Origin of the sequence: Streptomyces sp. SS7, assembly GCF_037993025.1 — a bacterium.
In the GTDB taxonomy this organism is placed as follows: Bacteria; Actinomycetota; Actinomycetes; order Streptomycetales; family Streptomycetaceae; genus Streptomyces.
Map to the genome: position 1 here is coordinate 5,341,053 of NZ_CP141223.1, position 23,994 is coordinate 5,365,046.

The following is a 23,994-nucleotide window of genomic DNA, read 5'->3' on the forward strand; positions in this document are numbered from 1 at the left end:
TGCTCCCTGAGTGGCCGGAGGGTGGATCAGCTGTCGGAGCCGCCGGCCCGCAGGCCGGCCAGGTCGGACTTGACGGTGTTGATCGGGATGGCGAAGCCGAGGCCGACGCTGCCGGCGTCCGAGGAGGAGGACGAGGACGCGGAGTACATCGCGGAGTTGATGCCGATGATGTTGCCGTTCGCGTCGATGAGCGCGCCGCCGGAGTTGCCGGGGTTGAGGGAGGCGTCCGTCTGGAGCGCCTTGTAGGTGGTGGTCGAGGAGCCGGTGTCGCCGTTGAACTGCCGGCCGCCGAACTCGAACGGCCATCCGCCGCCGCCCTGCTGTTGCTGCTGGCCCTGGCTCTCGTCGGTGGAGACGGTCACGTCACGGTTGAGCGCGGAGACGATGCCGCTGGTCACCGTGCCGGTCAGGCCCTCGGGGGAGCCGATCGCCACGACCTGGTCGCCGACCTGGACCCCGTCGGAGTTGCCGAGGGTCGCCGCCTTCAGACCGGAGGCGTTCTCCAGCTTGATCAGCGCGAGGTCCTTCTTGCTGTCGGTGCCGACGACCTTCGCGGTGTAGCTCTTGCCGTCGCTGGTCCTCACCTTGATCGAGGAGGCGCCCGCGATGACGTGGTTGTTGGTGACGATCTCGCCGTCACTGGTGATGATCACACCGGAGCCGGTGGAGGAGCCGTTGCTGAGGGTGGCGTTGACCTCGACCACGCTCGGGCTGACCGCGGCGGCGATCGAGGCGACGTTCCCGGTCTTGCTGGACGGCACCACACTGGTCGTGGTGGAGGAGGACACCACCTGGTCCTTGCCGGTCAGCTCCTGTATGCCGTACGCCGTGCCGCCCCCGACGGCCGCGGCGACGATCGCCACGGCGGCGAGCAGGGCCAGGGGACCGCGGGTGCGCTTCTTCCTGGGCTCCGGGGCGCCGGGCCCGGCCGCCGCGGGGGTGAGGGGAGCGGTTCCGCCGCCGTGACCGTCCCCGCCGCCCGGCGCGGCCTGCGTCTGCCACACCGCGGTGGGCTCGACCACCGGCTGCGGCTGCTGCTGCGGCTGCTGGTACGCGCCCTGCTGCATCGGCTGCATCGGCTGCTGCGGCGTCTGCTGCGTCGGCCGGTACGCCGGCGGCGGCGGCCACTCCGGGTCGACGGGGGAGGAAGCGTGCTGCTGGGCGCCCCGCTGAGGGGTGTCGAAGTTCTCGTACTCGCCGCTGCGGCGGAAGCTCTCGGTCATGGAAAGAAGCTTGTCCCGCGACCATGAGAGCTTCCTGAGTGCTCCCTGAGAACGCCGCCAGAACCTCGTATGCCCGATATAAAGCGGGAACAGGCGCCGGGCGAGGGTCTCTCAGAGACCTCTCATACGGTGAGGCCGTACGGTCAGGCGCAGCCGCAGGAGCGGCGGGTCACCAGCCGGGACGGGAACTGCCTGAGGCGTTCACGGCGGGAACCCGCGATCCGCACCCCGTCGTCCAGGACCAGGTCCACGGCCGCCCGGGCCATCGCCGAGCGGTCCGACGCGATCGTCGTCATGGGCGGGTCGGCGAGGGCGGCTTCCTTGATGTCGTCGAAGCCGATGACGGCCAGCTCGCCCGGTACGTCGATGCGCAGCTCGCGGGCCGCGCGCAGCAGGCCGATCGCCTGGTCGTCGGTGGAGCAGAAGATCGCGGGCGGCCGGTCCGGGCCCGAGAGCAGGTCGAGGGCGACGCGGTAGGCGTCATAGCGGTTGTACGGCGCCTCGAAGAGCCGGCCCTCGGTGCTGAGCCCGGCCTCCGCCATGGCCTGCCGCCAGCCCTCGACGTGGTCGGAGACCGGGTCGCCGACGGAGGGGGTCTCGGCGGTGCCGCCCATGCAGGCGACGTACGCGCAGCCGTGCTCCAGGAGGTGGCGGACGGCGATCCGGGCGCCGCCCAGGTCGTCGGTGACGACGGCGACGTCGTCGATGGCCTCGGGCCGCTCGTGCAGCAGGACCACCCGGGCGTCCCAGGCGTCGATCTCGGCGGCGGCCAGGTCGTTGAGCGCGTGGCTGACGAGGATCAGGCCGGAGACCCGCATCCCGAGGAACGCCCGCAGATAGTGGACCTCTCGCTCGGCGACGTAGTCGGTGTTGCCGACGAGGACCATCTTCCCGCGCTCGGAGGCGGCCTGCTCGACCGCGTGGGCCATCTCGCCGAAGAAGGGCTGGCGGGCGTCCGGGATGATCAGGCCTATGAGGTCCGTGCGCCGGGACGCCATCGCCTGGGCGACCCGGTCGGGCCGGTAGCCCAGTTCCTTGATCGCCGCGAGGACACGCTCGCGCGTGGCCGGGGCGACCGGCCGGGGTCCGTTGTTGATGACGTAGCTGACGACGGCGGTGGAGGTCCCCGCCAGTCGTGCGACGTCGTCCCGAGTCACCTTGGCCACGCGCGGAGTCTACGCGGATGGACCCGCTCTGGGCAGGGCGTACGTCACGTCCCTGTGCGGAAGCAACGCCTCCGCCGAGCGGATCCGGGCCGGTACCGGTGGGTAACCGAGAGGTACCGGCGAGTACTACGCGTCCGCCGCGACTTCTTCGGCGCCCACGGCGGCCGCGTTGTCCGGATCGTCCGTGTTTGCCCGGCCGGCCTTGGCCTTCGCCTCGTCACTCCCGCGCTCCGCCTTCTCAGGCGTAACGAATCGATAACCCACGTTCCGGACGGTGCCGATCAGCGACTCGTGCTCCGGGCCGAGCTTGGCGCGCAGCCGGCGTACGTGCACATCGACCGTGCGGGTGCCGCCGAAGTAGTCGTAGCCCCACACCTCCTGCAGGAGCTGTGCGCGGGTGAACACCCGGCCGGGGTGCTGGGCCAGATATTTCAGCAGCTCGAACTCCTTGAAGGTGAGGTCGAGGACCCGGCCCTTCAGCTTCGCGCTGTACGTCGCCTCGTCCACCGACAGATCGCCGTTGCGGATCTCCATCGGGGAGTCGTCGTTGACGATCTGCTGGCGGCCCATGGCGAGCCGCAGCCGCGCCTCCACCTCCGCCGGGCCGGCGGTGTCGAGGAGCACGTCGTCGATGCCCCAGTCGGCGGTGACGGCGGCCAGGCCGCCCTCGGTGACGACGAGGATCAGCGGACAGCCGGGTCCGGTCGAGCGCAGCAGCTGGCACAGGCTGCGCACCTGCGGGAGGTCGCGCCGGCCGTCGATCAGGATGACGTCGGCGCCCGGGGTGTCGACGAGCGCGGGTCCTTCCGCCGGAGCGACGCGCACGTTGTGCAGCAGCAGGCCGAGGGCGGGCAGCACCTCGGTCGACGGCTGGAGGGCATTGGTCAGGAGCAGCAGAGAACTCATACGTCTGGTTCCTCCTCGGTCCCTGCGAGGACGTTTGCGGCACTACGGCACTGCGGCACTGCACTGCACGTTCCCGAAGGCCCCGTACACCCGCGGTCACCTGGAGTTTCCCGCTTCGTATACAACGCTTCCGAAAGCACAAAAGGACCCGGGGGCTACGCTGCCCGAGTCCTCTGCCCAGCAGAATAGCCCACATGAGCAACAGCCGGGCAGGTCATGCGGCCCGTTCCACCGTACGTCCGAACTGTGAGACGGGCAGCCGCACACCTTTGCGGACGTTTCGGCGCACCGTCGACGGGATTCCGATCGATTCCGTATACAACCCGGGTGCGGTCGTATACAACAGTTCGCCGCCATCCACCGTTCACCCGGTGTTCGTGATCGCGCACGGCTTCACCGGCGACGCCGACCGCCCCCAGGTACGCCGGGTCGCGGAGACCTTCGCGCGCTACGGGGCCGTCGTCACCTTCTCCTTCCGGGGCCACGGGCGCTCCGGCGGGCGTTCGACGGTCGGCGACAAGGAGGTCCTGGACCTGGAGGCCGCCGCCACGTGGGCCCGCTCGCTCGGACACGCGCGCGTGGTGACCGTCGGCTTCTCGATGGGCGGCTCGGTCGTGCTCCGGCACGCGGCCCTGCACCGGGGGGTGGACGCCGTCGTCTCCGTCAGCGCGCCCGCCCGCTGGTACTACCGGGGAACCGTCCCGATGCGCCGGGTGCACTGGCTGATCACCCGCCCCGAGGGCCGGCTGCTCGGCCGCTGGGGCTTCCGCACCCGGATCCACCACCGCGACTGGGACCCCGTACCGCTCTCCCCGACCGAGGCGGTCCCGCGGATCGCGCCCGCCCCGCTGCTGATCGTCCACGGCGACCGTGACGGCTACTTCCCCCTCGACCACCCCCGGATGCTCGCCGCGGCGGCGGGCGAGCACGGCGAACTCTGGCTGGAACCCGGCATGGGCCACGCCGAGCACGCGGCCGACGACGCCCTGCTGGCCCGGATCGCGGAATGGGCGGTGGCCCGGGCGGGCTAGCCTGAACCCTGTCGGTGAACCGACGACGGACCGACGAGACGCCGGCCCGACGCGACGGCGGACCGACCGAGACGACAGAACGACCGAGACGACAGAACAACCGATCCGAGAAGGAACGCGATGCCCAAGGTCACGGTGCGCTACTGGGCGGCCGCCAAGGCCGCGGCCGGGGTCGACGAGGAGCCGTACGACGCGGACACCCTCGCCGAGGCCCTCGACGCCGCGCGTCTGCGACACCCCGGTGAACTCACACGTGTGCTGCGGCGATGCTCGTTCCTGATCGACGGTGACCCCGTGGGCACCCGCGCACATGAGACGGTACGGCTGGCCGACGGCGGCACGGTCGAGGTGCTCCCGCCGTTCGCAGGAGGGTGAGGATGACCGACCAGCAGCCGTATCAGCAGTACCCGGGATACGACCAGCAGAACTGGCCCGGGCAGCAACAGGGCCACGACGACCCGCAGGCGCACCTCCAGTACACCCAGCAGTGGCAGGGCCAGACCTGGGAGACCAGCGTCCAGCCGCCGGTCACCGCGGAGGCGCCGGGCGCGTACCCGGGGCAGGCGGGTCACGCCGGCCAGCCCGGTCACCAGGGCCACTCCGGCCACGCCGACCACCAGGACTACTCCGCCCACCAGGCCTACGGAGGCCAGGCCGCCGCCGCACCCGCCCAGCCCGAGGCGGCCGCGGGCTACGGTTCCCCCCAGCCCGAGGCGGCCGCGGCCTACGGTCCCGCCACCCTCGCGGGCAACTCCCGGGTGACCGACGCCCAGCGGGCCCGGCTCGAAGGGCGTTCGCCGATCATCGAGCCCGGGATGCAGCCCGCCGCGCTCACCGCGCTGCTGGGCCTGCTGCTGTCCGGCGCGGCGGCCATCGGGTCGTACGCCCTGCTCGTGCCGCTCGTCGTGCTCCAGGCGCTGACGGCGGCCGGCTGGTTCCGGCTGAACGGCATGTGGCCCGCCCGGCAGGGCATCGCGCTGGCCTTCCTCGGCGCGCTGGTCTCGGACGTGGCGCTGCTCGTCGCCGGCCGGGAGAACGCGCCCGCCGCGATCCTCGGCACCCTGGGCGTGTGGGTGCTGCTCTGTCTGGTGCTCCAGCTCCGCTCGCACGCCGACCCCGACGAGCGGATGTACGGCCTGATGGCCACCGTCGTCTCCGCCGCGCTGGCGATCATCGCGACCGGACACCTCGGCGCGGACCCCGACGCGGTGACCGTGGGTGCCGCGGCCGTCGCCGTCGCCGTACTGGCCCGCGCGCTTCCGCTGCCGACCCCGGCCTCCGTCGTCGTGTCGCTGCTCGCCGCCGCGGGCGTGGGCATCGCGGTCGGCGGGACGACCGGGACGGGCGCGCCGGGCGCGCTGCTCGGCGCGGGCGCCGCGGCGTGCGCCCTGATCGGCCACCGGGTCGCGAGCTACGACTACCCCTCCCGCTTCGTCCACTTCACCGCGGGCGTGGCCCTGCCCCTCGCGGCCGCCGCACCGGCGGTCTACGTGCTGGGGCGGGCGCTGGGCTAGGGGGTGTTGCGGAAGTCCCGCACAGCACCCACGGCGCCCGGCACGCTCCCCCGGAGGGGGCACCCCCACTCGCCGCACCGGCCGAAACCCCAAGTACGTCCAGTACGAGGGCTTTCGTCCGGCACTCCCCCAGCCTTCGGCCGGGGGGACCCCCAGAGCACGCACCGGACACCGCGGGCACCGCACAGGACTTTCGCAGCACCCCCCAGTGCCGTGACCGGAAAGGTTCACCGGCTCGCGGCGCCCGGCACGGCACCTCGCCGCGTTGTCGCATCACCCGAGTACATCCCGTACGCGGGCGACGCTCCGCCTTGCGATGCACCGCACCGGACGCCGCGAGCTTCCCGGTAAACCTTTCCGGTCACGGCACTGGACGGCATCGAGGGCACGGCGGGGCAGGGGCGGCATGTCACAGCTGATCGACAATTCCGGGGTGTCCCTTGCCCCCAGGGTTACGGTGGGCCGCAAAGCGACCTGAACCGGGGGACACCTTCATGCGCGCGCTTCGCATACTGCTGATCATCGTCGTCGTCCTGGGGGGCCTCTTCGTCCTCGTGGACCGCCTCGCCGTCCACTTCGCCGAGGGCGAGGTCGCGGACAAGCTGAGGACCACCGAGGGTCTCGCCACCACCCCCGACGTGTCCATCAAGGGCTTCCCCTTCCTCACCCAGATGGCCGGCGGCTCGCTGGACGACGTCGAGGTCGGCATCGCGGACTACCAGGCCGACACCGGCGTCAACGGGCAGACCCTGCGCATCGACGACCTCCGGGCCGACATGAAGGGCGTCGCCTTCTCCGGCGACTACAGCTCGGCCACCGCCACCACGGCCTCCGGCACGGCGACCGTCGCCTACGGCGAGCTGCTGAAGACCGCCAAGTTCGAGGAGACCCGGGTCGCGCCCGGAGTCACCGCCGAGGTCGTCGGCCTCTCCGACGGCGGCAACGGCAAGATCAAGGTCATGGTCGAGGCGACCGTCCTGGGCGTGAAGCTGAAGGAGCCCGTCTCCGTGCTGAGCTCGGTCAGCGTCGAGGGCGACACCGTCCGGGTGCACGCCGACTCGCTGCCCGACTTCCGCGGGGTGACGGCCGCCGAGAAGCAGGTCCGCACCGTCACCGACTTCCAGCAGAAGATCGAGGGGCTGCCCGGCGGCATCAGCCTCGACAAGGTGCAGGCGGGGAAGAACGGTGTGGAGATCACGGTGAAGGGTTCGAACGTCCGGCTCGCCGGGTAACACCCCATGGCTCCGGGATGTCCGCGAGGGCCGTCCGACAGGCGAGACACCGCCGTCCGAACCGTAGATGTGACGACGGATACATGAGCCCGGAGCCCCCGCGGGGACGCCCGGGCACCTTCTCCGTCCCGACATGTGGACGATCGCATCTCACCATCCGGCCAGCTGGTGACACGCCCGCCTGTCCGTCCCTACGATCGACCGCATGATGCAGCGACAGGCGGATCTCACGAGGCGGCGGGCAGTAGACCTGTGCCGCGTCGCCGCCATGCTCTGTCGCACCGTCTGACAGCGGAAGCGCCGCCGGCCTTCCGCGCCTCCCGGCGCCCTCGGACCGAGGGCATCCGTGCGCCGGCCGCCGGCGAGACCCGGCCGCGCACCCCTCTCTTTCTTGCACACCCCCGCCGCAACTGCCCCGGAGGAGAACGAGCATGAGCCGCAGCGACGTCCTGGTCGACGCCGACTGGGTCGAGGCCAACCTCGACAACGCCGACATCGCCATCGTCGAGGTCGACGAGGACACGTCGGCCTACGAGAAGAACCACATCCGCAACGCCATCCGGATCGACTGGACCCAGGACCTCCAGGACCCGGTCCGCCGCGACTTCATCGACCAGGAGGGCTTCGAGAAGCTCCTGTCGGCGAAGGGCATCGGCAACGACACCCTGGTGATCCTCTACGGCGGCAACAACAACTGGTTCGCCTCGTACGCGTACTGGTACTTCAAGCTGTACGGCCACGAGAACGTCAAGCTCCTCGACGGCGGCCGCAAGAAGTGGGAGCTGGACGCCCGCGAGCTGGTCGAGGAGGTCCCGGTGCGCGCCGAGACCACCTACACCGCCAAGCCGCAGAACACCGCCATCCGCGCCTTCCGAGACGACGTCGTCGCCGCGATCGGCTCGCAGAACCTGGTCGACGTCCGGTCGCCCGACGAGTTCTCCGGCAAGCTGCTCGCCCCGGCCCACCTGCCGCAGGAGCAGTCCCAGCGCCCGGGCCACGTCCCGACCGCCCGCAACATCCCGTGGTCGAAGAACGCCAACGACGACGGCACCTTCAAGTCGGACGACGAGCTCAAGGAGCTCTACGCCGCCGAGCAGGTGGACCTCGCCAAGGACACCATCGCCTACTGCCGCATCGGCGAGCGCTCGGCCCTGACCTGGTTCGTCCTGCACGAGCTGCTCGGTGTCGAGAACGTCAAGAACTACGACGGCTCCTGGACCGAGTACGGCTCCCTGGTCGGCGTGCCGATCGAGCTCGGCGCCAACAAGTAACCCACCCAGCCCGCAAACCCGACCGGCCTTCCTTCCGTCCGGTCAGACCCCGATGGAGAAAGACATGTGTGGAGCGAAGGCCGGCGGCCCGGACGCCTCGACGATCAAGCCCGGTGAGACCACGATCCAGGGCCAGGTGACCCGCGACGGCGAGCCCGTCGTCGGCTACGTCCGGCTGCTGGACTCGACCGGCGAGTTCACCGCTGAGGTCCCCACCTCCGCCACGGGCCAGTTCCGCTTCTACGCGGCCGAGGGCACCTGGACCGTCCGCGCCCTCGTCCCCGGCGCCACCGCCGACCGCACGGTCGTCGCCCAGCAGGGCGGACTCGCAGAGGTCGCGATCGCGGTCTGAGGACCGCGGGGCCCGGGCGGTCTGTGACGGACGCCGACAGCTCTGACGACGGTCTGACGACGGTCGGTACGACGACAGAAGGGCCGTACCCCTCGCGGGGTACGGCCCTTCCGGCCGCCCGGACCTACGCTGGAAGCATGTACGCGCGCCGGCGCCACCTCTACTTCGCCATGATGGGCACCTGCATCGGCCTGTTCGTCCTGGCCTGGGCCGTCGTGCGCATCTGGTCGGTGCCGGTGGCGGTCGGCATGTGCGTGGTCGCCATGGTCATCCCGCCGCTCGCGGCGATGGTCGCCAACCGGCGCGGCCCGGAGGACCGCTGGTGGGACGACCCCTCCGGCGACCCGGAGTCCGACGAGTGGTGGGACGAACTGGACGGCAGGAAGCGCCGCCCGTAGCCGTGGGCGGCCGCCGTCAGTAGACGAGGGCCTGGGCGCCGTCGGCCAGGGCCTCCTGCACGAACACCTGCGCACCCGCGATCCGTACGCCCTCGATGACGTCCTTCTCCGTGATGTCCCGCCGGGCCGCGCACTGCGTGCACAGCGTGAGCCGCCCGCCGGCCAGGACGGACTCCAGGAGATCCGGCAGCGGGGCGGAGTGCGGCAGCTCGAACCCGGCGGCCCGGCCCGGCAGCGCGAACCACGCGGACTCCCCGGTCAGCCACAGCGACACCTCGACCCCGCTGGCCACGGCCACCGCCGCGACCGTGAACGCCTGCGCACACCGCTCGGGGGCGTCGGCCCCGGCGGTCACCTTGATCACGAGCTTCTTCGCCATGGCCGCATCGTAATCAGCTCCCTCGCACGGAGGGCCGGTCACCGGCCGCGTAAGCTGGGGGCCGGCCCTGTGTACGTACGGAACCAACCACGCTCATCCGAGGAGCACCCCGTGGAGATCTTCTTCGAAACCCTGCTGGTCCTGGTCTGCGTCGGTGTCCTCGCCTTCGCCGCCCTGGCCGTGAAGAAGCTGTACCAGGGCCAGCGCTGACCGACCGATCCAGGAACTGCCAACCATGATCGAGATCCCGTCCGACCTCCACAAGGACCTTGTCCCCCTCGCCTTCCTGCTGGGCACCTGGGCGGGTGCCGGGGTGCACGACTTCCCGGGTGCGGAGAAGTGCAACTTCGGCCAGGAGGTCACCTTCAGCCACGACGGCCGTGACTTCCTGGAGTACCACTCCCGTACCTGGATCCTGGACGGCGACGGCAACAAGGTCCGTCCCCTGGAGTCCGAGTCCGGCTTCTGGCGGATCGACGGCTCCCGCAAGGTCGAGGTGACGATGACCCGCGACGACGGCGTCATCGAGATCTGGTACGGCGAGATGGCCGACAAGAAGCCGCAGATCGACCTGTTCACGGACGCCGTCGCCCGCACGGCCGCCTCCCGCCCCTACACCGGCGGCAAGCGGCTCTACGGCTACGTCAGGAGCGACCTGATGTGGGTCGGGGAGAAGCAGACCCCCGAGGTCGAGCTGCGCCCCTACATGTCGGCCCACCTGAAGAAGGTCGTCACACCCGAGGACGTCGAACGCTGGGCCAAGGCCCTCCCGGACGACATGCCGGACGACGGCATCGCGTTCTTCAAGTAGTTCTAGACTTCCAGTGTGGTGAGCACCGACTGGAAGAGCGACCTCAGGCAGCGCGGCTACCGGCTGACGCCGCAGCGGCAACTCGTGCTGGAAGCCGTGGACACCCTGGAGCACGCGACCCCCGACGACATCCTCACGGAAGTGAAGAAGACGGCGTCGGGGGTCAACATTTCCACCGTCTACCGGACCCTGGAGCTCCTGGAGGAGCTGGGCCTGGTCAGCCACGCCCATCTGGGGCACGGCGCGCCGACGTACCACCTCGCCGACCGGCACCACCACATCCACCTGGTCTGCCGGGACTGCGAGAACGTGATCGAGGCGGATGTGCAGGTGGCCGCCGAGTTCACCGCGAAGCTGCGGGAGACCTTCGGCTTCGAGACGGACATGAAGCACTTCGCGATCTTCGGCAGGTGCCGGGACTGCACGTCGAAGGCCATGGCGGACGGACGTTCGGCTGCCAGGAGTTCCATTACCGAGTCGTAGGCTTGGCACATGAAGAGCCCTCTGCTGTCCCTGCCCGGCGCCGTCCCCGCCGAGGGCGTGGACGAAGGTGTCGCCGCCCACTACGGCGACCTGTTCCGTGAGCAGCGCGCCCTCGCCGACGGCACCGGTTTCGTCGACCTCTCGCACCGCGGGGTCGTCACCGTCACCGGCGAGGACCGTCTGAGCTGGCTGCACCTGCTGCTCACCCAGCACGTCAGCGACCTCCCGGCCGGCCAGGCCGCCGAGGCCCTGATCCTCTCCGCGCACGGCCACATCGAGCACGCGCTCTACCTGGTCGACGACGGCACCACGGTCTGGGCCCACGTCGAACCCGGCACCCAGGAGGCGCTCCTCGCCTACCTGGAGTCGATGAAGTTCTTCTACCGGGTCGAGGTCGCCGACCGCACCGCCGACACGGCCGTCGTCCACCTCCCCGCCGGCTCCATCGCCGAGGTGCCGCAGGACGTCGTCGTCCGCGAGACCCCGTACGGCCGCGATCTCTTCCTCCCGCGCGCGGACCTGGAGTCGTACGCCGACAAGACGGGCCCCGCGGCCGGGATCCTCGCCCATGAGGCCCTGCGCGTCGAGCAGCACCGCCCCCGCGTCGGCTTCGAGACCGACCACCGCACCATCCCGCACGAGCTGGGCTGGATCGGCACCGCGGTCCACCTCCAGAAGGGCTGCTACCGCGGCCAGGAGACGGTCGCCCGCGTCCAGAACCTGGGCAAGCCGCCCCGCCGCCTGGTCTTCCTGCACCTGGACGGCAGCGAGGTCCACCTGCCGCCCCACGGCACCGAGCTGCGGGTCGCCGACGAGGCCCCCGACGGACGGAAGATCGGTTTCATCACGACCTCGGTACGCCACCACGAACTGGGCCCCGTGGCCCTGGCCCTGGTGAAGCGGAACGTCCCCGTGGATGCCCCGCTGATGGCCGACACGACGGCGGCGGCCCAGGAGACGGTGGTCGAGCCCTAGGGGCCGACGCCTCAGATCTCCAGGAGCACGGTGAAGGGGCCGTCGTTCGTCAGCGACACCCGCATCCGCGCCCCGAACCTGCCGGTGGCGACGGTGGCCCCCAACGCCCGCAGCTGCGCCACGACCTCCTCGACCAGGGGCTCGGCGACGGGCCCCGGCGCGGCGGCGTTCCAGGTGGGCCGCCGCCCCTTGCGCGCGTCGCCGTACAGGGTGAACTGGCTGATCACCAGCAGCGGGGCGTCGATGTCACTGCACGACTTCTCCTCGTGCAGCATCCGCACCGACCACAGTTTGCGGGCGAGCTGGGCCGCCTTCTCCTTGGTGTCCTCGTGCGTCACCCCCACCAGTACGCACAGGCCCTCGCCGACGATCTCCCCGACCGTCTCCCCGTCCACGACCACACTCGCGCCGTCCACCCTCTGCACCACAGCTCGCATGCGGACCATCATGCCGGGTGCCCCGCACGGACTCGCGGAGGGCCCATTTTTGATCCTTTAGGCCCTGTCTGGGGCCGTTCGGGGGGACTCGGTCACCTCGCGGCGACTTGGGGTGGCACGATGCTTTCCACCACACGCCGGTCGAGGGGACGGTAGAGGGACATGAGCACACCGAGTACCGAGCGGCTGGAGACACACCGGCCGCCCGCCCAGCGCGGCGAGAGCCCCGGGCCGCCCGCGGATCCTCCGGGGCCCGAGCTGGCCCGGCTCAGCCTGCCCGAGCTGCGCACCCTGCGTCAGGGCGCCCAGCGCGACGAGGCGGACCTGAGCTACGTACGACGCCTGCTGCAGGGCCGGATCGACATCCTGCGCGCGGAGCTGGCCCGCCGTTCCCCGTCGGGCGCCGCGTCGGTCGTCGAACGCCTCCCGGAGATCCTCACCGACGCCCCGGCCCGCCACCGCTCCTCTGCGCGGCACGTCACCCTGGGCACCCCGCACAGCGAGGAGTACGGCCGCCTCGCCGCCGACATGCTCGCCGACGTCGAACTCTCCGACCTCGACGCCCGCACCGACCCGGAGCTGCACGAGGCGATGGCCCGACTGGTCGGCTACGAACAGCAGGTCTCCCGCCGCCGCCAACACCTCCAGCGCACCGCCGACGACTGCGGAGCAGAAATCACCCGCCGCTACCGCGAGGGCGAGGCCCAGGTGGACGACCTGCTGGTGTGACACCGGGTGGACGACCTGCTGGTGTGACACCGGGTGGACGACCTGCCGGTACGACACCGGGGGGCGGGCGGCCGCGCCGGGTGGTCGGCCCCGTGGCCCGGTCAGGCGGGGTGGGTCTCCCCGGGACGCGGTCGGGGGCGGAGGGGGCCCGGGGAAAAGCGGGCGACACCCGGTTCCGCCGTGCCTACCGTGGCCCCATGGACGTCCGCCCTCTCGCCGACCACGAACTCCCCGCCTGGATGCGTGCCCTGAACACGGGCTTCCTGCGTCCCCCGGCCGTCACCGAACAGGCCGTCGCCGCCCGTCGGGCCACGCTCGGCGACTCGCGTCTGACCGGTGCCTTCGACGCCGACACCTGTGTGGCCACCTTCCGTTCCTTCCCGCAGGAACTCACCGTCCCGGGCGGTGCGCTCGTCCCCGCCGACGGCATCTCCAACGTCGCCGTCCTGCCGACCCACCGCCGCCGGGGACTCCTCACGCGGCTGATGGCCGACGACCTCGCGGCGGCGAAGGACCGCGGGGACGTCGTGGCGACCCTCATCGCCGCCGAGTACCGCATCTACGGCCGGTACGGCTTCGGCCCCGCCACCACCATGACCGAGTGGACGATCGACGTACCGAGGGCCGGCTTCGACCCCCGCCACCCGGTCCCGCTGGCCGGCGGCCGTATCGACCTGGTGGACGGCGCGGAGGTCCGCAAGCTCGGGCCCGTCCTGCACGAGCGCCTGCGCCGCGGTCAGCCGGGAGCCGTCAGCCGCCACGAACACTGGTGGGACATGAACACCGGGGTGATCCACCTGCACGGCGCGGACAGCTGGACCGAGCCGTTCTACGCGGTGTACCGCTCGGCGGACGGCGAGGTCGAGGGGCTGGTCTCGTACCAGGCGGACGACCACTGGACCGACGCCAAGCAGCCGCGGAACACGGCCTCGGTGAACTGGCTGCTCTCGGTGACCCCGGCCGCCGCCCGCGCCCTGTGGCACTACCTGTGCTCCGTCGACTGGATCACCCGGGTGAAGTCGGGCTGGCGCTCCCCGGACGACGTGCTGCCGCTGCTGCTGCCCGACCCGCGGGCGGCGAGCGTCACCACCCAGGCGGACTGGCTGTGGGTGCGGCTCCTGGACGTCGCGCAGGCCCTGGCGGCGCGGTCGTACGACACGGCGGGCGCCCTGGTCCTGGAGGTGGTCGACGGGTCCGGCCCGGCCGGGGGCCGCTTCCTGCTGGACGCGACCCCCGACGGCGCCTCCTGCACGCGGACGACCCGCGACGCCGATCTCACACTGGACGTGGCCGCGCTGGCGTCCCTGTGGCTCGGCGACGAGTCGGCGCTGCGGCTCGCGGCGCTGGGCCGGCTCCGGGAAGAACGAGCGGGCGCCGCCCGGGGGGCCGACGCCCTGCTGCGTACGCCCGGGCGACCGTGGTGCCCGGACCTGTTCTGACGCTCCTTTCGACGTCCGGCGGCGGGGAAGGTGGTGGTGCATCCGTAGCTGTTCGGTTGTGGCTGTGCGCGCGATGTTCGGTTGTGGCTGTGCGGCGATCTGAAGTTGTGGCTGTGCTCAGGTGTCGGCTTCTCGGGCTCCCGGCTCCCCTCCGGAAGGGAGTCCGACCGGCCAACCGTCCGGAAGTTTGACCATGTTGTTGAAGTTGGCTGCCAACTTCACTGTACTTATGTCCGCTTGGAAGCGTCCTATAACCATCTCTCTGAGAACTGCCAGAAGATGGCGGGAAGTTGTACTGTTCCCCCGTGGAGCCGGAACATGCCCCCGTCAACGGACGGGGGAGAGCGGGGCGGCCCCAGCCCTCGCACCGCGAGGTGGCCGACGAGTTGCGCGCCCGGATCAGGACCGGAGTGCTGCGGCCGGGCGAACGCATGCCCACGCAGGCCAGGTTGGCGGACGAGTTCGGGGTGGAGCGGGGGGCCGTACGCCAGGCGCTGCGCATTCTGCAGTCGGAGCACCTGCTCACCAACGTCTCCAAGGGAAGCCCGGCGACGGTCGCCCCGCCGCCGGGCGCGGCCGGCCCGCCGATGGGTCCGCAGGCGGCCCCGCAGCCGTCCATGGTCGGCCTTCCCCCACGGATGACCGAGGCCTTCGCGGCCCAGCATGTCCAGGTCGACGCCCTCTGTCTCACGGCGGTCTCGCTGACGGCGGCGATCGGCGAGCCGCTGCGCCGGATCCACGCCGGACAGCTGAAACCGGCCAAGATCGACGTCCGGGTCCTGCTGCCCTCCCGGAACATCGACCTGGCGTTCCCCGCGGCGGTGGACACCTCGGCCACCGAGCGGCTCCAGCGGCACTGGCTGGCCCACCGCAACGCGCAGGGGCAGGTGCTGCGGCACAATCTGCTGAGCCTGCGCTCCACGCACGGCATCGATGTCAGCGTCACCTTCCGCGCGCTGCCGTTCACCCCGCCCGTGAAGCTGTACCTGCTCAACGGCACGGACGCGCTGTTCGCGTACTACACGGTGCGGCTGCGCGAGGAGACGATCGACCAGGAGAACCTGGAGTTGTACGACGCCGAGGGCACGCGGTCGGTGCTGTTCGCCTTCGAACAGGGGGCCGGGCCGCGCGACTCGGCGTTCGTGGAACAGTCCCAGCTGTGGTTCGACGCGCTCTGGGAGACGATCAGCTCGGAGCTGCTGCTCACGAGCTGACGGCGGGTCCGGTGGCCACGAGGGCGAGGACCACGGCGCCGACCGAGCTGAGGGCCGGGCTCCTGACCTTGATGCCGACGCTGAGCAGCAGCAGTCCCACGGCGCCTGTGGCGCCGTACTTCCACTGGATGGTCTGCTCGACGCCGACGACGAAGGCGGCGGAGACGAGGGTGAGGACAGGCATGGCGTTCCCCCCTTCTTCGCCAACTCGATCAAGTTGGCAACCAACTTTAATTAGGTTGTCCCCACTTGGCACCAACCCCTAAACAACTTCCAGGCAACTCCCCATAGATGGATCTAAGTTGTAGCGTTTGGTCGTGACCCAGGAGAACGTGGCGGAGAACCCGGCAGTGAACGGCAGCAGAAGGTCCCCCCAGGAGATCGCCGGCGTCCTGCGGCAGCGCATCCGCTCCGGTGACCTCAAGGCCGGCGACCGTCTGCCCACCCAGGCCGAGCTCGCCGACGAGTTCGGGGTGGAGCGCGGCGCCGTACGCCAGGCCCTGCGCGAGCTCCAGCTCGACGGGCTCCTCACCCATGTCAGCAAGGGCAGCCCGCCGCGCATCGCCGAACCGCCCGCGCCCGGTCACGACGAGCCCCAGCGCACCATGGTCGGCCTCGCCCCCCGCCTCACCGAGGCGTTCTCCGCACCGCACGTCCGTATCGACGCGGCCTGCCTGACGGCCGAGAGCCTGATCCCCGCCCTGGGCGAGCCCCTGCGCCTGATCCACGCGGGCGTCCTCCACCCCCAGAAGATCGACGTCCGGATCCTCCTGCCCTCCCGCCGCATCAATCTCGCCTTTCCCGTCCCGGTCGAGGGCCGCGGCGACGACGACCCGGTCCACCAGCGCTGGCTGGCCATGCGCAACGCCCAGGGCCACGTCCTGCGCCACAACCTGCAGACCCTGCGCTCCCACGGCATCGACGTCGACATCACCTTCCGCGCGCTGCCGTTCACCCCGCCCGTGAAGCTGTACCTGCTCAACGGCACGGAGGCGCTGATGGCGTACTACATGGTCGAGCGCCGGGCGGAGGACACCGACACCGGACCGCTCGACATGTACGACGTCCTCGGCACGGAGTCGCTGCTGTTCTCCTTCCAGTCCTCGGCCGGTCCGCGCGACACCGCGTTCGTCGAGGAATCCCAGAAGTGGTTCAACGCCCTCTGGGAAACCATCACGACGGACCTGACACTCTCCTAGTGACTTCTGATACGACGCAGACTGAACAGGTGGCAGCCGACACCGACAACACCCGGGGAAACGGAACCGCGGATCTGCGGGAGCTGATCGCGCGTACGAGGGTCGTCCTGTGGGACTTCGACGGCCCCATCTGCCGGCTCTTCGCCGGCCACTCGGCGGAGGACGTCGCCGACGGACTGGTGGAGTGGCTCGAAGGGCGGGGCCTGCACCATCTGCTGACGGAGTCCGAGCGGGAGTCGCTGGACCCGCACGTCGTCCTGCGCGCCGTGGACCGCCTGCGCCCCGGCAGCGACCTGGTCGCGGAGCTGGAGGAGCGCCTCACCCAGGAGGAGCTGCGGGCCGCCTCCTCGGCGATGCCCACGGCCTGGGCGGACCCCCTGATACGCACCTGGACCGCCCTGGGCCTGCGCCTGGCCATCACCACCAACAACTCTCCCCGCGTGGTCGCCAAGTACCTCACCGGCAGGGGCCTCGCCGCCTGCTTCACCCCCCATGTCTACGGCCGTACGCAGGAACTCCACCTGCTCAAGCCCCACCCGCACTGTCTGCAGCGCGCCCTGCGCGCGACGGGCTCCGCCCCCGACACCGCCCTGATGATCGGCGACACCCCCTCCGACTTCCTCGCCGCCCGCGAGGCCGGCGTCCCCTTCCTGGGCTACGCGCGTAACGAGCGCAAGGAGAAGCTGTTGCGGGGGGCGGGGGCGACGGTGGTGGTGAACTCGCTGGAGACGGTGCTGCGCGTGGCCAGAGGTCAGGCCTGACTCGCGAGCACCACGAGCATCACGGCCGCCGTGACCGCGAGGCCCTGATGACGAGCGCGGATGCCCACGGCGAGCAGGAGCACGAGGGCCGGTCCCAGCGGGCCGAGCCTGGCCTGCGCCAGGCTCCCCAGGGCGACGCTCAACAACTCCCGGGACGCGGCTAAAAGGAGCATGCCATTCCACCTCCGTACAACTGTCAGTGAAGCTTTCATATGTCGGTCCAATTGGACTGGTTGCCTTGAATCGGATGTGCCCTGTCCGATTGATCCCTTAACCAGCAGGCCAATTCGGCCTGCCGGTTGACTGAAAGTGGTTTGTCGAAGACCGGGCGGCGGTACGGTCGCGGTGTGGGAGATCGTCAGAGTGACAGCGGCGGCAGGGAATTCCACCGGGTCGCCGACGAGTTGCGCGCCCGCATGGCCGACGGGCTGTACCCGGTGCGCTCGTTCCTGCCGTCCCAGCGTGAGCTGGCCGAGGAACTGGGCGTCTCCCGGGACACCGTGCAGCGCGTCCTGCGCGTCCTCGGCAACGAGGGCTGGATCGAGTCACGGCAGGGCAGCGGCTCGCGTGTGATCAGGACGCCCCGGATACCGACCCCGACGCACCGGGTCGGCCGGCAGCGCCGGACGGTGACCCTGGGCCCTCTGATCGGCGAGGCCTTCGAGCAGCCCGAGGTCACCCTCGACGTCTACACCCTGACGTCCGAGTCCCTCGACGCGCACATCCGCCTCCAGGTCGAGCGCATCCGTCTGCAGGTCATCGCACCGCAGCGCATCACCCTGCGGCTGCTGCTGCCCCTGCGCGACCAGGTCCTGCCCTATCCGCGGGTGAAGGACGACAGCAGCGACGGGCGGCTCGGGGACCGGCTGCACGACATCACCGACCGGCACACGGCCTCGTTGCGGGGTCTGCTCACCGACCTGCGGACCGACGGACTCGTCCCCTCGATCGACCTCAGGATCCGTCACGCCCCCCTGGTCCCGGCGTTCAAGCTCTACCTCCTCAACGGCACCGAGGCCCTGCTGGGCCCCTACGAGGTGGTCGAGCGCCAGATCGAGCTGCCGTCCGAGGAGACCGTGAACGCCCTCGACGTGCTGGGCCTGGGGGCCACCCTCACCCATCACGTCAAGGACGACGACCCCGACGCGGTCGGCACGGTCTTCGTCGACACCTGGCAGGCGTGGTTCGACTCGGTCTGGAACCTGCTCGCCGAGTGACCACGGCTTTCGCCGGTTTCCGCGGGGGAGCGTGCGCTAGCATGCGCCAACATCAAGCGAGCAACCGCTCCCGTCCGTACGTATGAGATGGCGTACAAGCCACCATCGAACGGCCTCACTGAAGAGTGGCAGGCCACCCATGACGGCCACTCCGATGTCCCCTCGGGCCGCCTTTCGCATTTTCCGGCATCCCTGGTGCCGTACCCGTTCAACCGTGCGAGTTCCTCGGAGCTGCAAGTGGCCGACCCCAGCGCCGCCCTTCGGACGTTCGTCGAGAAGGCGGAGTCGGAGAAGGTGTCCAGCGGACACCACAACCTCAATTACGTCGTCGAGGTGACCGACGACGTGGCCGGCCTCCTGGGCCGCAAGGCCGGCACCCGGGTGACCGTGCGCATCCGGCGCACCGACGCCCTGCGGGTGGTGATCAGGACCTGGCAGGACGAGCCCGCGATCCTCGAGGCCGTGGGAAGCGTGTTCGAGGACGCGCCCCTGTGCCTGGCGCGCCGGCCGGAGTTCGCGATCCACAGTCATGTGGAGGGCGTCCCGCTCTCCACCGTCTGCGGAAACGGTAAACCGGTCGACACCCTGCTGGTGAAGGCGATGGCCGAGCTGCTGGCCCGGATGTCCCAGGTGCGTCCTCCGGCGCTGCCCGCCGGATGGCCCGCCCAGCACAACGGCAGCCAGGCCTTCCTGCGGTGGCTGGTGAGACTCGCCGACGAGCAGATCCGGGTGCCCAACTGGGACGAGTACGGCGGCCTGTTCATCGCCCTGGGCATCCGGGAGGACGCCCTGCTCGCGCTGGCCGACCGGATCCCCCCGATGACCCGGCGGCCGTACAGCCTGCTCCACGCGGACCTGCACCGGGACAACCTGATCATTGCCTACGACGGCAGTCCGCCCCTGGTCTGCGTCGACTGGGAACTCGCGACCTACGGCGACCCCCTGCACGATCTCGCGACGCATCTGGTGCGCATGCAGTACCCGCCGCACCAGTGGGGAGAGGTGATCGACGCGTGGGTGGAGGCCATGCGGGTGATGCGCCCCACCGCGGTCCGGGGCATCGCGAACGACCTGCGCCACTACCTGGATTTCGAGCGGGCGCAGTCGGTCTACCCGGACGTGATACGGGCCGCGCGGTCGCTGCAGGACGGGTTCACCCAGAAGCGACTGGACCTGGCGACGGCGGAGGTGAGCCGGGCCCTGGACGCCGCGAAGGAACCGCTCGGCCTCGACGACATCCCCAAGAAGAAGGAGATCGAGCGGGCCCTGTGCCGCTGGCTGATGTCCCGCGGCGGCGGCATAAGGGGCGGCGAGTGGATCGCGCCGGCCTACCACTGGGACCCGGACCCGGACTTCCCGGAACCCCCCGACTTCCCCGCGTCCGACGTGCACGAGGCCCTGCTGGCCGAGGGGGGCGCACCGGCGTCCCGGGTGTTCAAGGGGGCCGCGCACCTCAACACCGTCGTCCGGATGCCGGGAAACCGTGAGCCGGTGGTCGTGCGGCGCATACTGCCCGACGTCTGCCGCAGGGAGCCCGTCTACCTCAGGGAACATGTCGTCCTGCGGGCGATCCACGCCTCGAACGCGAAGGTCGCCGCACCTCGGGTGCTCGCACTGGGGACCAGCTACAAGGACGACCGCTTCGCCGTGCACACCTACGTCGGCTCGGCGGGCCGTGAGTGGCCCAGCCATCCGGTGGACGGCCTGCTCCCGCACGAGGCGGACGCCCTGGTGGATCAGCTGTGCGAGCTGACGAAGGTCGACACCGGCACGGTGGGCTGGGACGCCGGTGACCTCGACTTCCACGAGTGGCTGAAGCGGCAGCTCGTCGCCCTGGTGCGCGATCTGCCGAAGGAGACCCTGCAACTGGCCCGCGCGCTCGGACTGCCCGACCACGTCCGGCTGGGCGAGATCCTGTCCGGGCGGCAGATGAGCCGCCGTCCGTCCGTCCTGCTGCACGGTGACCTCAACCCGTGGAACCTGGTGCGCCGTGACGACGAGCTGGTCCTGACCGTCATCGACTGGGAGATGGCCCTCGTCGGGGACCCCCTCTACGACCTGGTCCGGCACATGCATCTGACGCCGACCCGGCCCGAGATCAGGAAGCGCATGTTCTGGCGCTGGAAGACGCGGCTGCCCGAGGAGTACACGGTCAACTGCCGCCGGGACGCACGGGTCTACGGGCACCTCGAGGTCGTCCGCTCCGCCTACGTGGACCTCGACCGCCTGGTCACCCGGGCGAGCCTGGACGCTCCCAATGTCCGCCGTGCCGTGGACTCCTACGACGCCACCCTGTCGGCGGCCATGGCGGCGCTCGGCCTGCCGGTCCCGCACACCGCGAACCCCTATCTGGCCAGGGCCCTGGCCAGACGCAGGAGGTAGCGGCGGGAGGCGGCGGCGAGAAGCGGCGGCGGAAGGCGTACGGCGTCGGCGCCGTACGCTCACCCCATGAGCGACCCCGGGCTGCGTGAGCGCAAGAAGCGGCGGATGTATCAGGCCGTGTCGGACACCGCCGTGCGGATGTTCCTGGAGCGGGGCTTCGACGCGGTGTCCGTCGCCGAGGTGGCCGCCGCGGCCGAGATCTCCAAGCCGACCCTCTTCCGGTACTTCCCGGCCAAGGAGGACCTCGTCCTGCACCGGATCGCCGACCACGAGCGGGAGGCCGCGCGGGTGGTGGAGGACGGACGGGCCGAGGGGGTCGCGCCGCTCGTCGCCCTGCGCCGGCACTTCCTGGCGGGGATCGCGGCCCACGACCCGATCACCGGGCTCAACGACCACCCCGCCGTCCGCGCCTTCTACGACCTCCTCTACGGCACCCCGTCCCTGGTCGCCCGGCTCCACGCGTACCTGGAGCGTTCCGAGGCCGCGCTCGCCGAGGTGCTCGGCGGTGACCTCGCGGCCCGGCTCGCCGCCGGGCAGATCATCGCCGTACGACGCATCCTCGCCGAGGAGAACTGGCGGCGGATCTCGGCCGGGGAGCCGGTGGAGGACGTACGGGAGGACGCGGTGGGGGCGGCCGAGCGGGCGTTCGCGACGCTGGAGGCGGGGCTGCCGTATCTCGCCATGCCCGGCAGTACTGGCGTTACTCGGCAAAGCGGCGTTACTCGGTAAAATATTTAACTTGGTTACGGTATTCGCTATCCTCGGTGCATGACGTCTGCCGAGCCGGTCCCGCCTGCCGTGACGGAACCCGATCACGGCCTCGACACCGCCCTGCGCCAGGAACGCGCCCACCACGACACCTGCCGCGCCGCCCTCGCCGCCATGGTCGACGGCGCCGACCTCCAGGTCGTCATCGGCGAGGACGTCTCCGCGTCCGGTGCCGACGCCGAAGTCCTCGGTCACGGGCTGCGCAGCCGAGCCAAGGCCCTGCGCGAACTCCCCGAAGGACCGCTCTTCTTCGGCCGCATCGACCTCGTACAGGGCGGCGCGCACCACATCGGCCGGCTGCGGATCAGCGAACACCCCGCAGCCCCGCCCCTCGTCGTCGACTGGCGCGCCCCCGTCTCCCGCGCCTTCTACCAGGCGAGCGCCCGCGCCCCGCAGGGCGTGACGGTACGGCGGCGGTTCGGATGGGCGCCCGGCAGCCGCGGCGACTCCGCCGACCTGACCGGCCTGGAGGACGAGCACCTCAGGGGCGGCGGGCCGGCCGCGGGTCCCGGCGGCCTCCTCCTCCGGGAGCTCGAGAGACCCCGCGTCGGCCCCATGCGGGACATCGCCGCCACCATCCAGCCCGAGCAGGACGACCTCGTGCGCGGCGGCCTCGCCGACTCGGTCTGTGTGCAGGGCGCCCCCGGCACCGGCAAGACCGCCGTCGGCCTGCACCGGGCCGCCTACCTCCTCTACACCCACCCGCAGCGCGTCCAGCGCGGCGGCCTGCTGATCCTCGGCCCCAACCGCACCTTCCTCTCCTACATCGCCGAGGTACTGCCCTCCCTCGGCGAGACCGGCGTACGGCAGTCGACCCTCGCGGACGAGATCGCCCGGCACCCGGTCACCGCGACCGACACCGCACGAGCCGCCGCCCTCAAGCACGACCCCCGGATGGCCGAGGTGCTGCGCCGGGCGGTGTACGGCCGGGTGACGGCCGGCCACGCCGAGGACCTGGCCGTACCGGACGGGACCTACCGCTGGCGGATCGCGGGGGACCGGCTCACCGACCTCGTGGGCGCGGTCCTCGCCGAGGAGCCGCCGTACGAGGTCGGACGGGAACGGGTCCGCAGCCGGATCGTGCGCCGGCTCCTCACCCAGGCGGAGCGGCGCGGCGGACCGCCCCCGGCCGCCTGGCTGCGGCGGATCGAACGGGCGCGGGCGGTGAGCGCCTGCGTGGAGGCGCTCTGGCCCCGGTTGCGGCCGGAGGAGGTGCTGGCCGGACTGCTGGCCGACGCACAGGCGCTGGCCGCGGCGGCCGACGGGCTGCTGGAGCGGGCGGAGCAGGAGGCCCTGCTCTGGGCCCGGCCGCCACGCTCACCGAAGTCCGCACGCTGGTCGGCCGCCGATCTCCTCCTCCTCGACGAGATCGCCGGGCTCCTCGAACACCCCCAGGGCTACGGCCATGTCGTCGTCGACGAGGCCCAGGACCTCTCGCCGATGGAGTGCCGGGCCATCGCCCGCCGGGTCCCCTTCGGCTCCCTCACGGTGCTCGGCGACCTCGCCCAGGGCATCACTGCGTGGGCGGCGCGCTCCTGGCGGGCCCAGCTGACCCACCTGGGCAAGCCCGACGCGACGGTCGTCCCGCTCACCACCGGCTTCCGGGTCCCCGGCGCGGTCCTCGCCCTGGCCAACCGGCTCCTCGCCCGCCTCGACACGGACGTCCCCGCGGCCCGCTCCCTGCGCCACGACGGCGCCCTGCGCGTCCGCCGCGCCCCGGACGGCGGCCTCACCGCCGCGGTGCTCGCCGCCGTACGCGACGCCCTCACCCACGAGGGCTCGATCGGCGTCATCACCCCGGACACCGAGACCGCGCGCATCGGCGAGGCCCTCACCGCCGCCGGCCTCGCCCCGCCGAACGGCCGGGTGACGGTCATCGGCGCCACCCTCGTCAAGGGCCTCGAGTACGACCACGTCGTCGCCGTGGAACCGGCCACGATCGCCGAGTCCGAGCAACGCGGCCTCAACCGCCTGTACGTCGTCCTGACCCGCGCCGTGTCCCGCCTGGACGTGGTCCACGAACGGCCGGAGCTGCCGTGGGCCGCGGGAGCGACCGGCGAGGGCCCACCCGGCTGACTTCCGGGCCCGTCCGGGCTCATCCTTGGAG

At 71.3% G+C, this 23,994-nt stretch carries 26 protein-coding genes; 19 read left to right on the plus strand and 7 right to left on the minus strand.

Annotated features, from left to right (window positions below; translation table 11 throughout):
* Nucleotides 1–26: 26 nt before the first annotated feature.
* The 3 genes from U5640_RS24680 to U5640_RS24690 all read right to left on the minus strand — a co-directional run bounded on the left by U5640_RS24680 (nucleotide 27) and on the right by U5640_RS24690 (nucleotide 3,295).
* A complete protein-coding gene (locus U5640_RS24680) occupies nucleotides 27–1,223 on the minus strand; it encodes a trypsin-like peptidase domain-containing protein (protein WP_340377922.1) in 1,197 nt (398 codons plus the stop codon).
* 143 nt (nucleotides 1,224–1,366) lie between these two features.
* Nucleotides 1,367–2,389, minus strand: coding sequence for a LacI family DNA-binding transcriptional regulator (locus U5640_RS24685; protein WP_340377923.1), 1,023 nt, complete (start codon nucleotides 2,387–2,389; stop codon nucleotides 1,367–1,369).
* A 126-nt stretch (nucleotides 2,390–2,515) separates the two neighbouring features.
* Nucleotides 2,516–3,295 carry a response regulator transcription factor gene (locus U5640_RS24690; protein WP_340377924.1) on the minus strand — a complete coding sequence of 260 codons (780 nt, stop codon included), beginning with the start codon at nucleotides 3,293–3,295 and terminating at the stop codon, nucleotides 2,516–2,518.
* 194 nt (nucleotides 3,296–3,489) lie between these two features.
* Between U5640_RS24690 and U5640_RS24695 the strand changes: the two genes are divergently transcribed.
* The 7 genes from U5640_RS24695 (at nucleotide 3,490) to U5640_RS24725 (ending at nucleotide 9,093) form a co-directional block, all read left to right on the plus strand.
* A complete protein-coding gene (locus U5640_RS24695) occupies nucleotides 3,490–4,326 on the plus strand; it encodes an alpha/beta fold hydrolase (protein ID WP_340377925.1) in 837 nt (278 codons plus the stop codon).
* Nucleotides 4,327–4,446: 120 nt separating this feature from the next.
* A complete protein-coding gene (locus tag U5640_RS24700) occupies nucleotides 4,447–4,701 on the plus strand; it encodes a MoaD/ThiS family protein (protein ID WP_340377926.1) in 255 nt (84 codons plus the stop codon).
* A gap of 2 nt (nucleotides 4,702–4,703) precedes the next feature.
* Nucleotides 4,704–5,840, plus strand: a complete 1,137-nt coding sequence (locus U5640_RS24705; protein ID WP_340377927.1) for a hypothetical protein — start codon at nucleotides 4,704–4,706, stop codon at nucleotides 5,838–5,840.
* A 494-nt stretch (nucleotides 5,841–6,334) separates the two neighbouring features.
* Nucleotides 6,335–7,072 (plus strand): DUF2993 domain-containing protein, encoded by a 738-nt coding sequence (locus U5640_RS24710; protein WP_340377928.1) that lies wholly within the window; start codon nucleotides 6,335–6,337, stop codon nucleotides 7,070–7,072.
* 431 nt (nucleotides 7,073–7,503) lie between these two features.
* Nucleotides 7,504–8,343: a sulfurtransferase gene (locus U5640_RS24715; RefSeq protein ID WP_340377929.1), complete on the plus strand. Its 840-nt coding sequence runs from the start codon at nucleotides 7,504–7,506 to the stop codon at nucleotides 8,341–8,343.
* 64 nt (nucleotides 8,344–8,407) lie between these two features.
* Nucleotides 8,408–8,695 (plus strand): DUF1416 domain-containing protein, encoded by a 288-nt coding sequence (locus U5640_RS24720; RefSeq protein WP_020122955.1) that lies wholly within the window; start codon nucleotides 8,408–8,410, stop codon nucleotides 8,693–8,695.
* Between the two features lie 137 nt (nucleotides 8,696–8,832).
* On the plus strand, nucleotides 8,833–9,093 hold the full coding sequence (locus U5640_RS24725; RefSeq protein ID WP_067251694.1) for a DUF3099 domain-containing protein: 261 nt from the start codon (nucleotides 8,833–8,835) through the stop codon (nucleotides 9,091–9,093).
* A gap of 16 nt (nucleotides 9,094–9,109) precedes the next feature.
* Here U5640_RS24725 and U5640_RS24730 read toward each other — a convergent pair whose 3' ends face one another.
* Nucleotides 9,110–9,472 (minus strand): DsrE family protein, encoded by a 363-nt coding sequence (locus U5640_RS24730; protein ID WP_340377930.1) that lies wholly within the window; start codon nucleotides 9,470–9,472, stop codon nucleotides 9,110–9,112.
* 235 nt (nucleotides 9,473–9,707) lie between these two features.
* Here U5640_RS24730 and U5640_RS24735 point away from each other — a divergent pair, with 235 nt between their 5' ends.
* The 3 genes from U5640_RS24735 to U5640_RS24745 are packed head-to-tail and all read left to right on the plus strand — an operon-like array spanning nucleotide 9,708 to nucleotide 11,741.
* The gene (locus tag U5640_RS24735) at nucleotides 9,708–10,283 is read left to right on the plus strand and encodes an FABP family protein (RefSeq protein ID WP_340377931.1); all 576 of its coding nucleotides are present in this window, start codon (nucleotides 9,708–9,710) and stop codon (nucleotides 10,281–10,283) included.
* Between the two features lie 15 nt (nucleotides 10,284–10,298).
* A complete protein-coding gene (locus tag U5640_RS24740) occupies nucleotides 10,299–10,766 on the plus strand; it encodes a transcriptional repressor (protein WP_340377932.1) in 468 nt (155 codons plus the stop codon).
* 9 nt (nucleotides 10,767–10,775) lie between these two features.
* Nucleotides 10,776–11,741, plus strand: coding sequence for a folate-binding protein (locus U5640_RS24745; RefSeq protein ID WP_340377933.1), 966 nt, complete (start codon nucleotides 10,776–10,778; stop codon nucleotides 11,739–11,741).
* 11 nt (nucleotides 11,742–11,752) lie between these two features.
* On the opposite strand, the gene dtd is transcribed toward U5640_RS24745, so the two are convergent.
* Nucleotides 11,753–12,178 (minus strand): D-aminoacyl-tRNA deacylase, encoded by a 426-nt coding sequence (gene dtd, locus U5640_RS24750; protein WP_067251685.1) that lies wholly within the window; start codon nucleotides 12,176–12,178, stop codon nucleotides 11,753–11,755.
* A 162-nt stretch (nucleotides 12,179–12,340) separates the two neighbouring features.
* On the opposite strand from dtd, the gene U5640_RS24755 reads away from it, so the two are divergent.
* The 3 genes from U5640_RS24755 (at nucleotide 12,341) to U5640_RS24765 (ending at nucleotide 15,560) form a co-directional block, all read left to right on the plus strand.
* On the plus strand, nucleotides 12,341–12,907 hold the full coding sequence (locus U5640_RS24755) for an aerial mycelium formation protein (protein WP_340377934.1): 567 nt from the start codon (nucleotides 12,341–12,343) through the stop codon (nucleotides 12,905–12,907).
* Nucleotides 12,908–13,104: 197 nt separating this feature from the next.
* Nucleotides 13,105–14,346 carry a GNAT family N-acetyltransferase gene (locus U5640_RS24760; protein WP_340377935.1) on the plus strand — a complete coding sequence of 414 codons (1,242 nt, stop codon included), beginning with the start codon at nucleotides 13,105–13,107 and terminating at the stop codon, nucleotides 14,344–14,346.
* 305 nt (nucleotides 14,347–14,651) lie between these two features.
* Nucleotides 14,652–15,560, plus strand: a complete 909-nt coding sequence (locus tag U5640_RS24765) for a winged helix-turn-helix domain-containing protein (protein WP_340377936.1) — start codon at nucleotides 14,652–14,654, stop codon at nucleotides 15,558–15,560.
* Here the strand turns inward: U5640_RS24765 and U5640_RS24770 are convergent.
* Complete coding sequence (locus tag U5640_RS24770; RefSeq protein WP_340377937.1) at nucleotides 15,550–15,744, minus strand: hypothetical protein; 195 nt, start codon at nucleotides 15,742–15,744, stop codon at nucleotides 15,550–15,552. The genes U5640_RS24765 and U5640_RS24770 overlap by 11 nt on opposite strands.
* Nucleotides 15,745–15,871: 127 nt before the next feature.
* Here U5640_RS24770 and U5640_RS24775 point away from each other — a divergent pair, with 127 nt between their 5' ends.
* Together U5640_RS24775 and U5640_RS24780 are read left to right on the plus strand one after the other, a co-directional pair.
* The gene (locus tag U5640_RS24775) at nucleotides 15,872–16,759 is read left to right on the plus strand and encodes a GntR family transcriptional regulator (RefSeq protein ID WP_340377938.1); all 888 of its coding nucleotides are present in this window, start codon (nucleotides 15,872–15,874) and stop codon (nucleotides 16,757–16,759) included.
* 29 nt (nucleotides 16,760–16,788) lie between these two features.
* Nucleotides 16,789–17,520, plus strand: coding sequence for an HAD-IA family hydrolase (locus U5640_RS24780; RefSeq protein WP_340377939.1), 732 nt, complete (start codon nucleotides 16,789–16,791; stop codon nucleotides 17,518–17,520).
* Here the strand turns inward: U5640_RS24780 and U5640_RS24785 are convergent.
* Nucleotides 17,511–17,693 carry a hypothetical protein gene (locus U5640_RS24785; RefSeq protein WP_340377940.1) on the minus strand — a complete coding sequence of 61 codons (183 nt, stop codon included), beginning with the start codon at nucleotides 17,691–17,693 and terminating at the stop codon, nucleotides 17,511–17,513. The two genes, U5640_RS24780 and U5640_RS24785, sit on opposite strands and share 10 nt — an antisense overlap.
* A 174-nt stretch (nucleotides 17,694–17,867) precedes the next feature.
* Between U5640_RS24785 and U5640_RS24790 the strand changes: the two genes are divergently transcribed.
* From U5640_RS24790 to U5640_RS24805, 4 genes are all read left to right on the plus strand, one after another.
* Nucleotides 17,868–18,737 (plus strand): winged helix-turn-helix domain-containing protein, encoded by an 870-nt coding sequence (locus U5640_RS24790; protein WP_340377941.1) that lies wholly within the window; start codon nucleotides 17,868–17,870, stop codon nucleotides 18,735–18,737.
* Between the two features lie 237 nt (nucleotides 18,738–18,974).
* Nucleotides 18,975–21,119 (plus strand): aminoglycoside phosphotransferase family protein, encoded by a 2,145-nt coding sequence (locus tag U5640_RS24795; protein ID WP_340377942.1) that lies wholly within the window; start codon nucleotides 18,975–18,977, stop codon nucleotides 21,117–21,119.
* Nucleotides 21,120–21,185: 66 nt separating this feature from the next.
* On the plus strand, nucleotides 21,186–21,848 hold the full coding sequence (locus U5640_RS24800) for a TetR/AcrR family transcriptional regulator (protein WP_340377943.1): 663 nt from the start codon (nucleotides 21,186–21,188) through the stop codon (nucleotides 21,846–21,848).
* Between the two features lie 39 nt (nucleotides 21,849–21,887).
* A complete protein-coding gene (locus U5640_RS24805; protein ID WP_340377944.1) occupies nucleotides 21,888–23,963 on the plus strand; it encodes an AAA family ATPase in 2,076 nt (691 codons plus the stop codon).
* The last annotated feature ends 31 nt before the right edge of the window (nucleotides 23,964–23,994 follow it).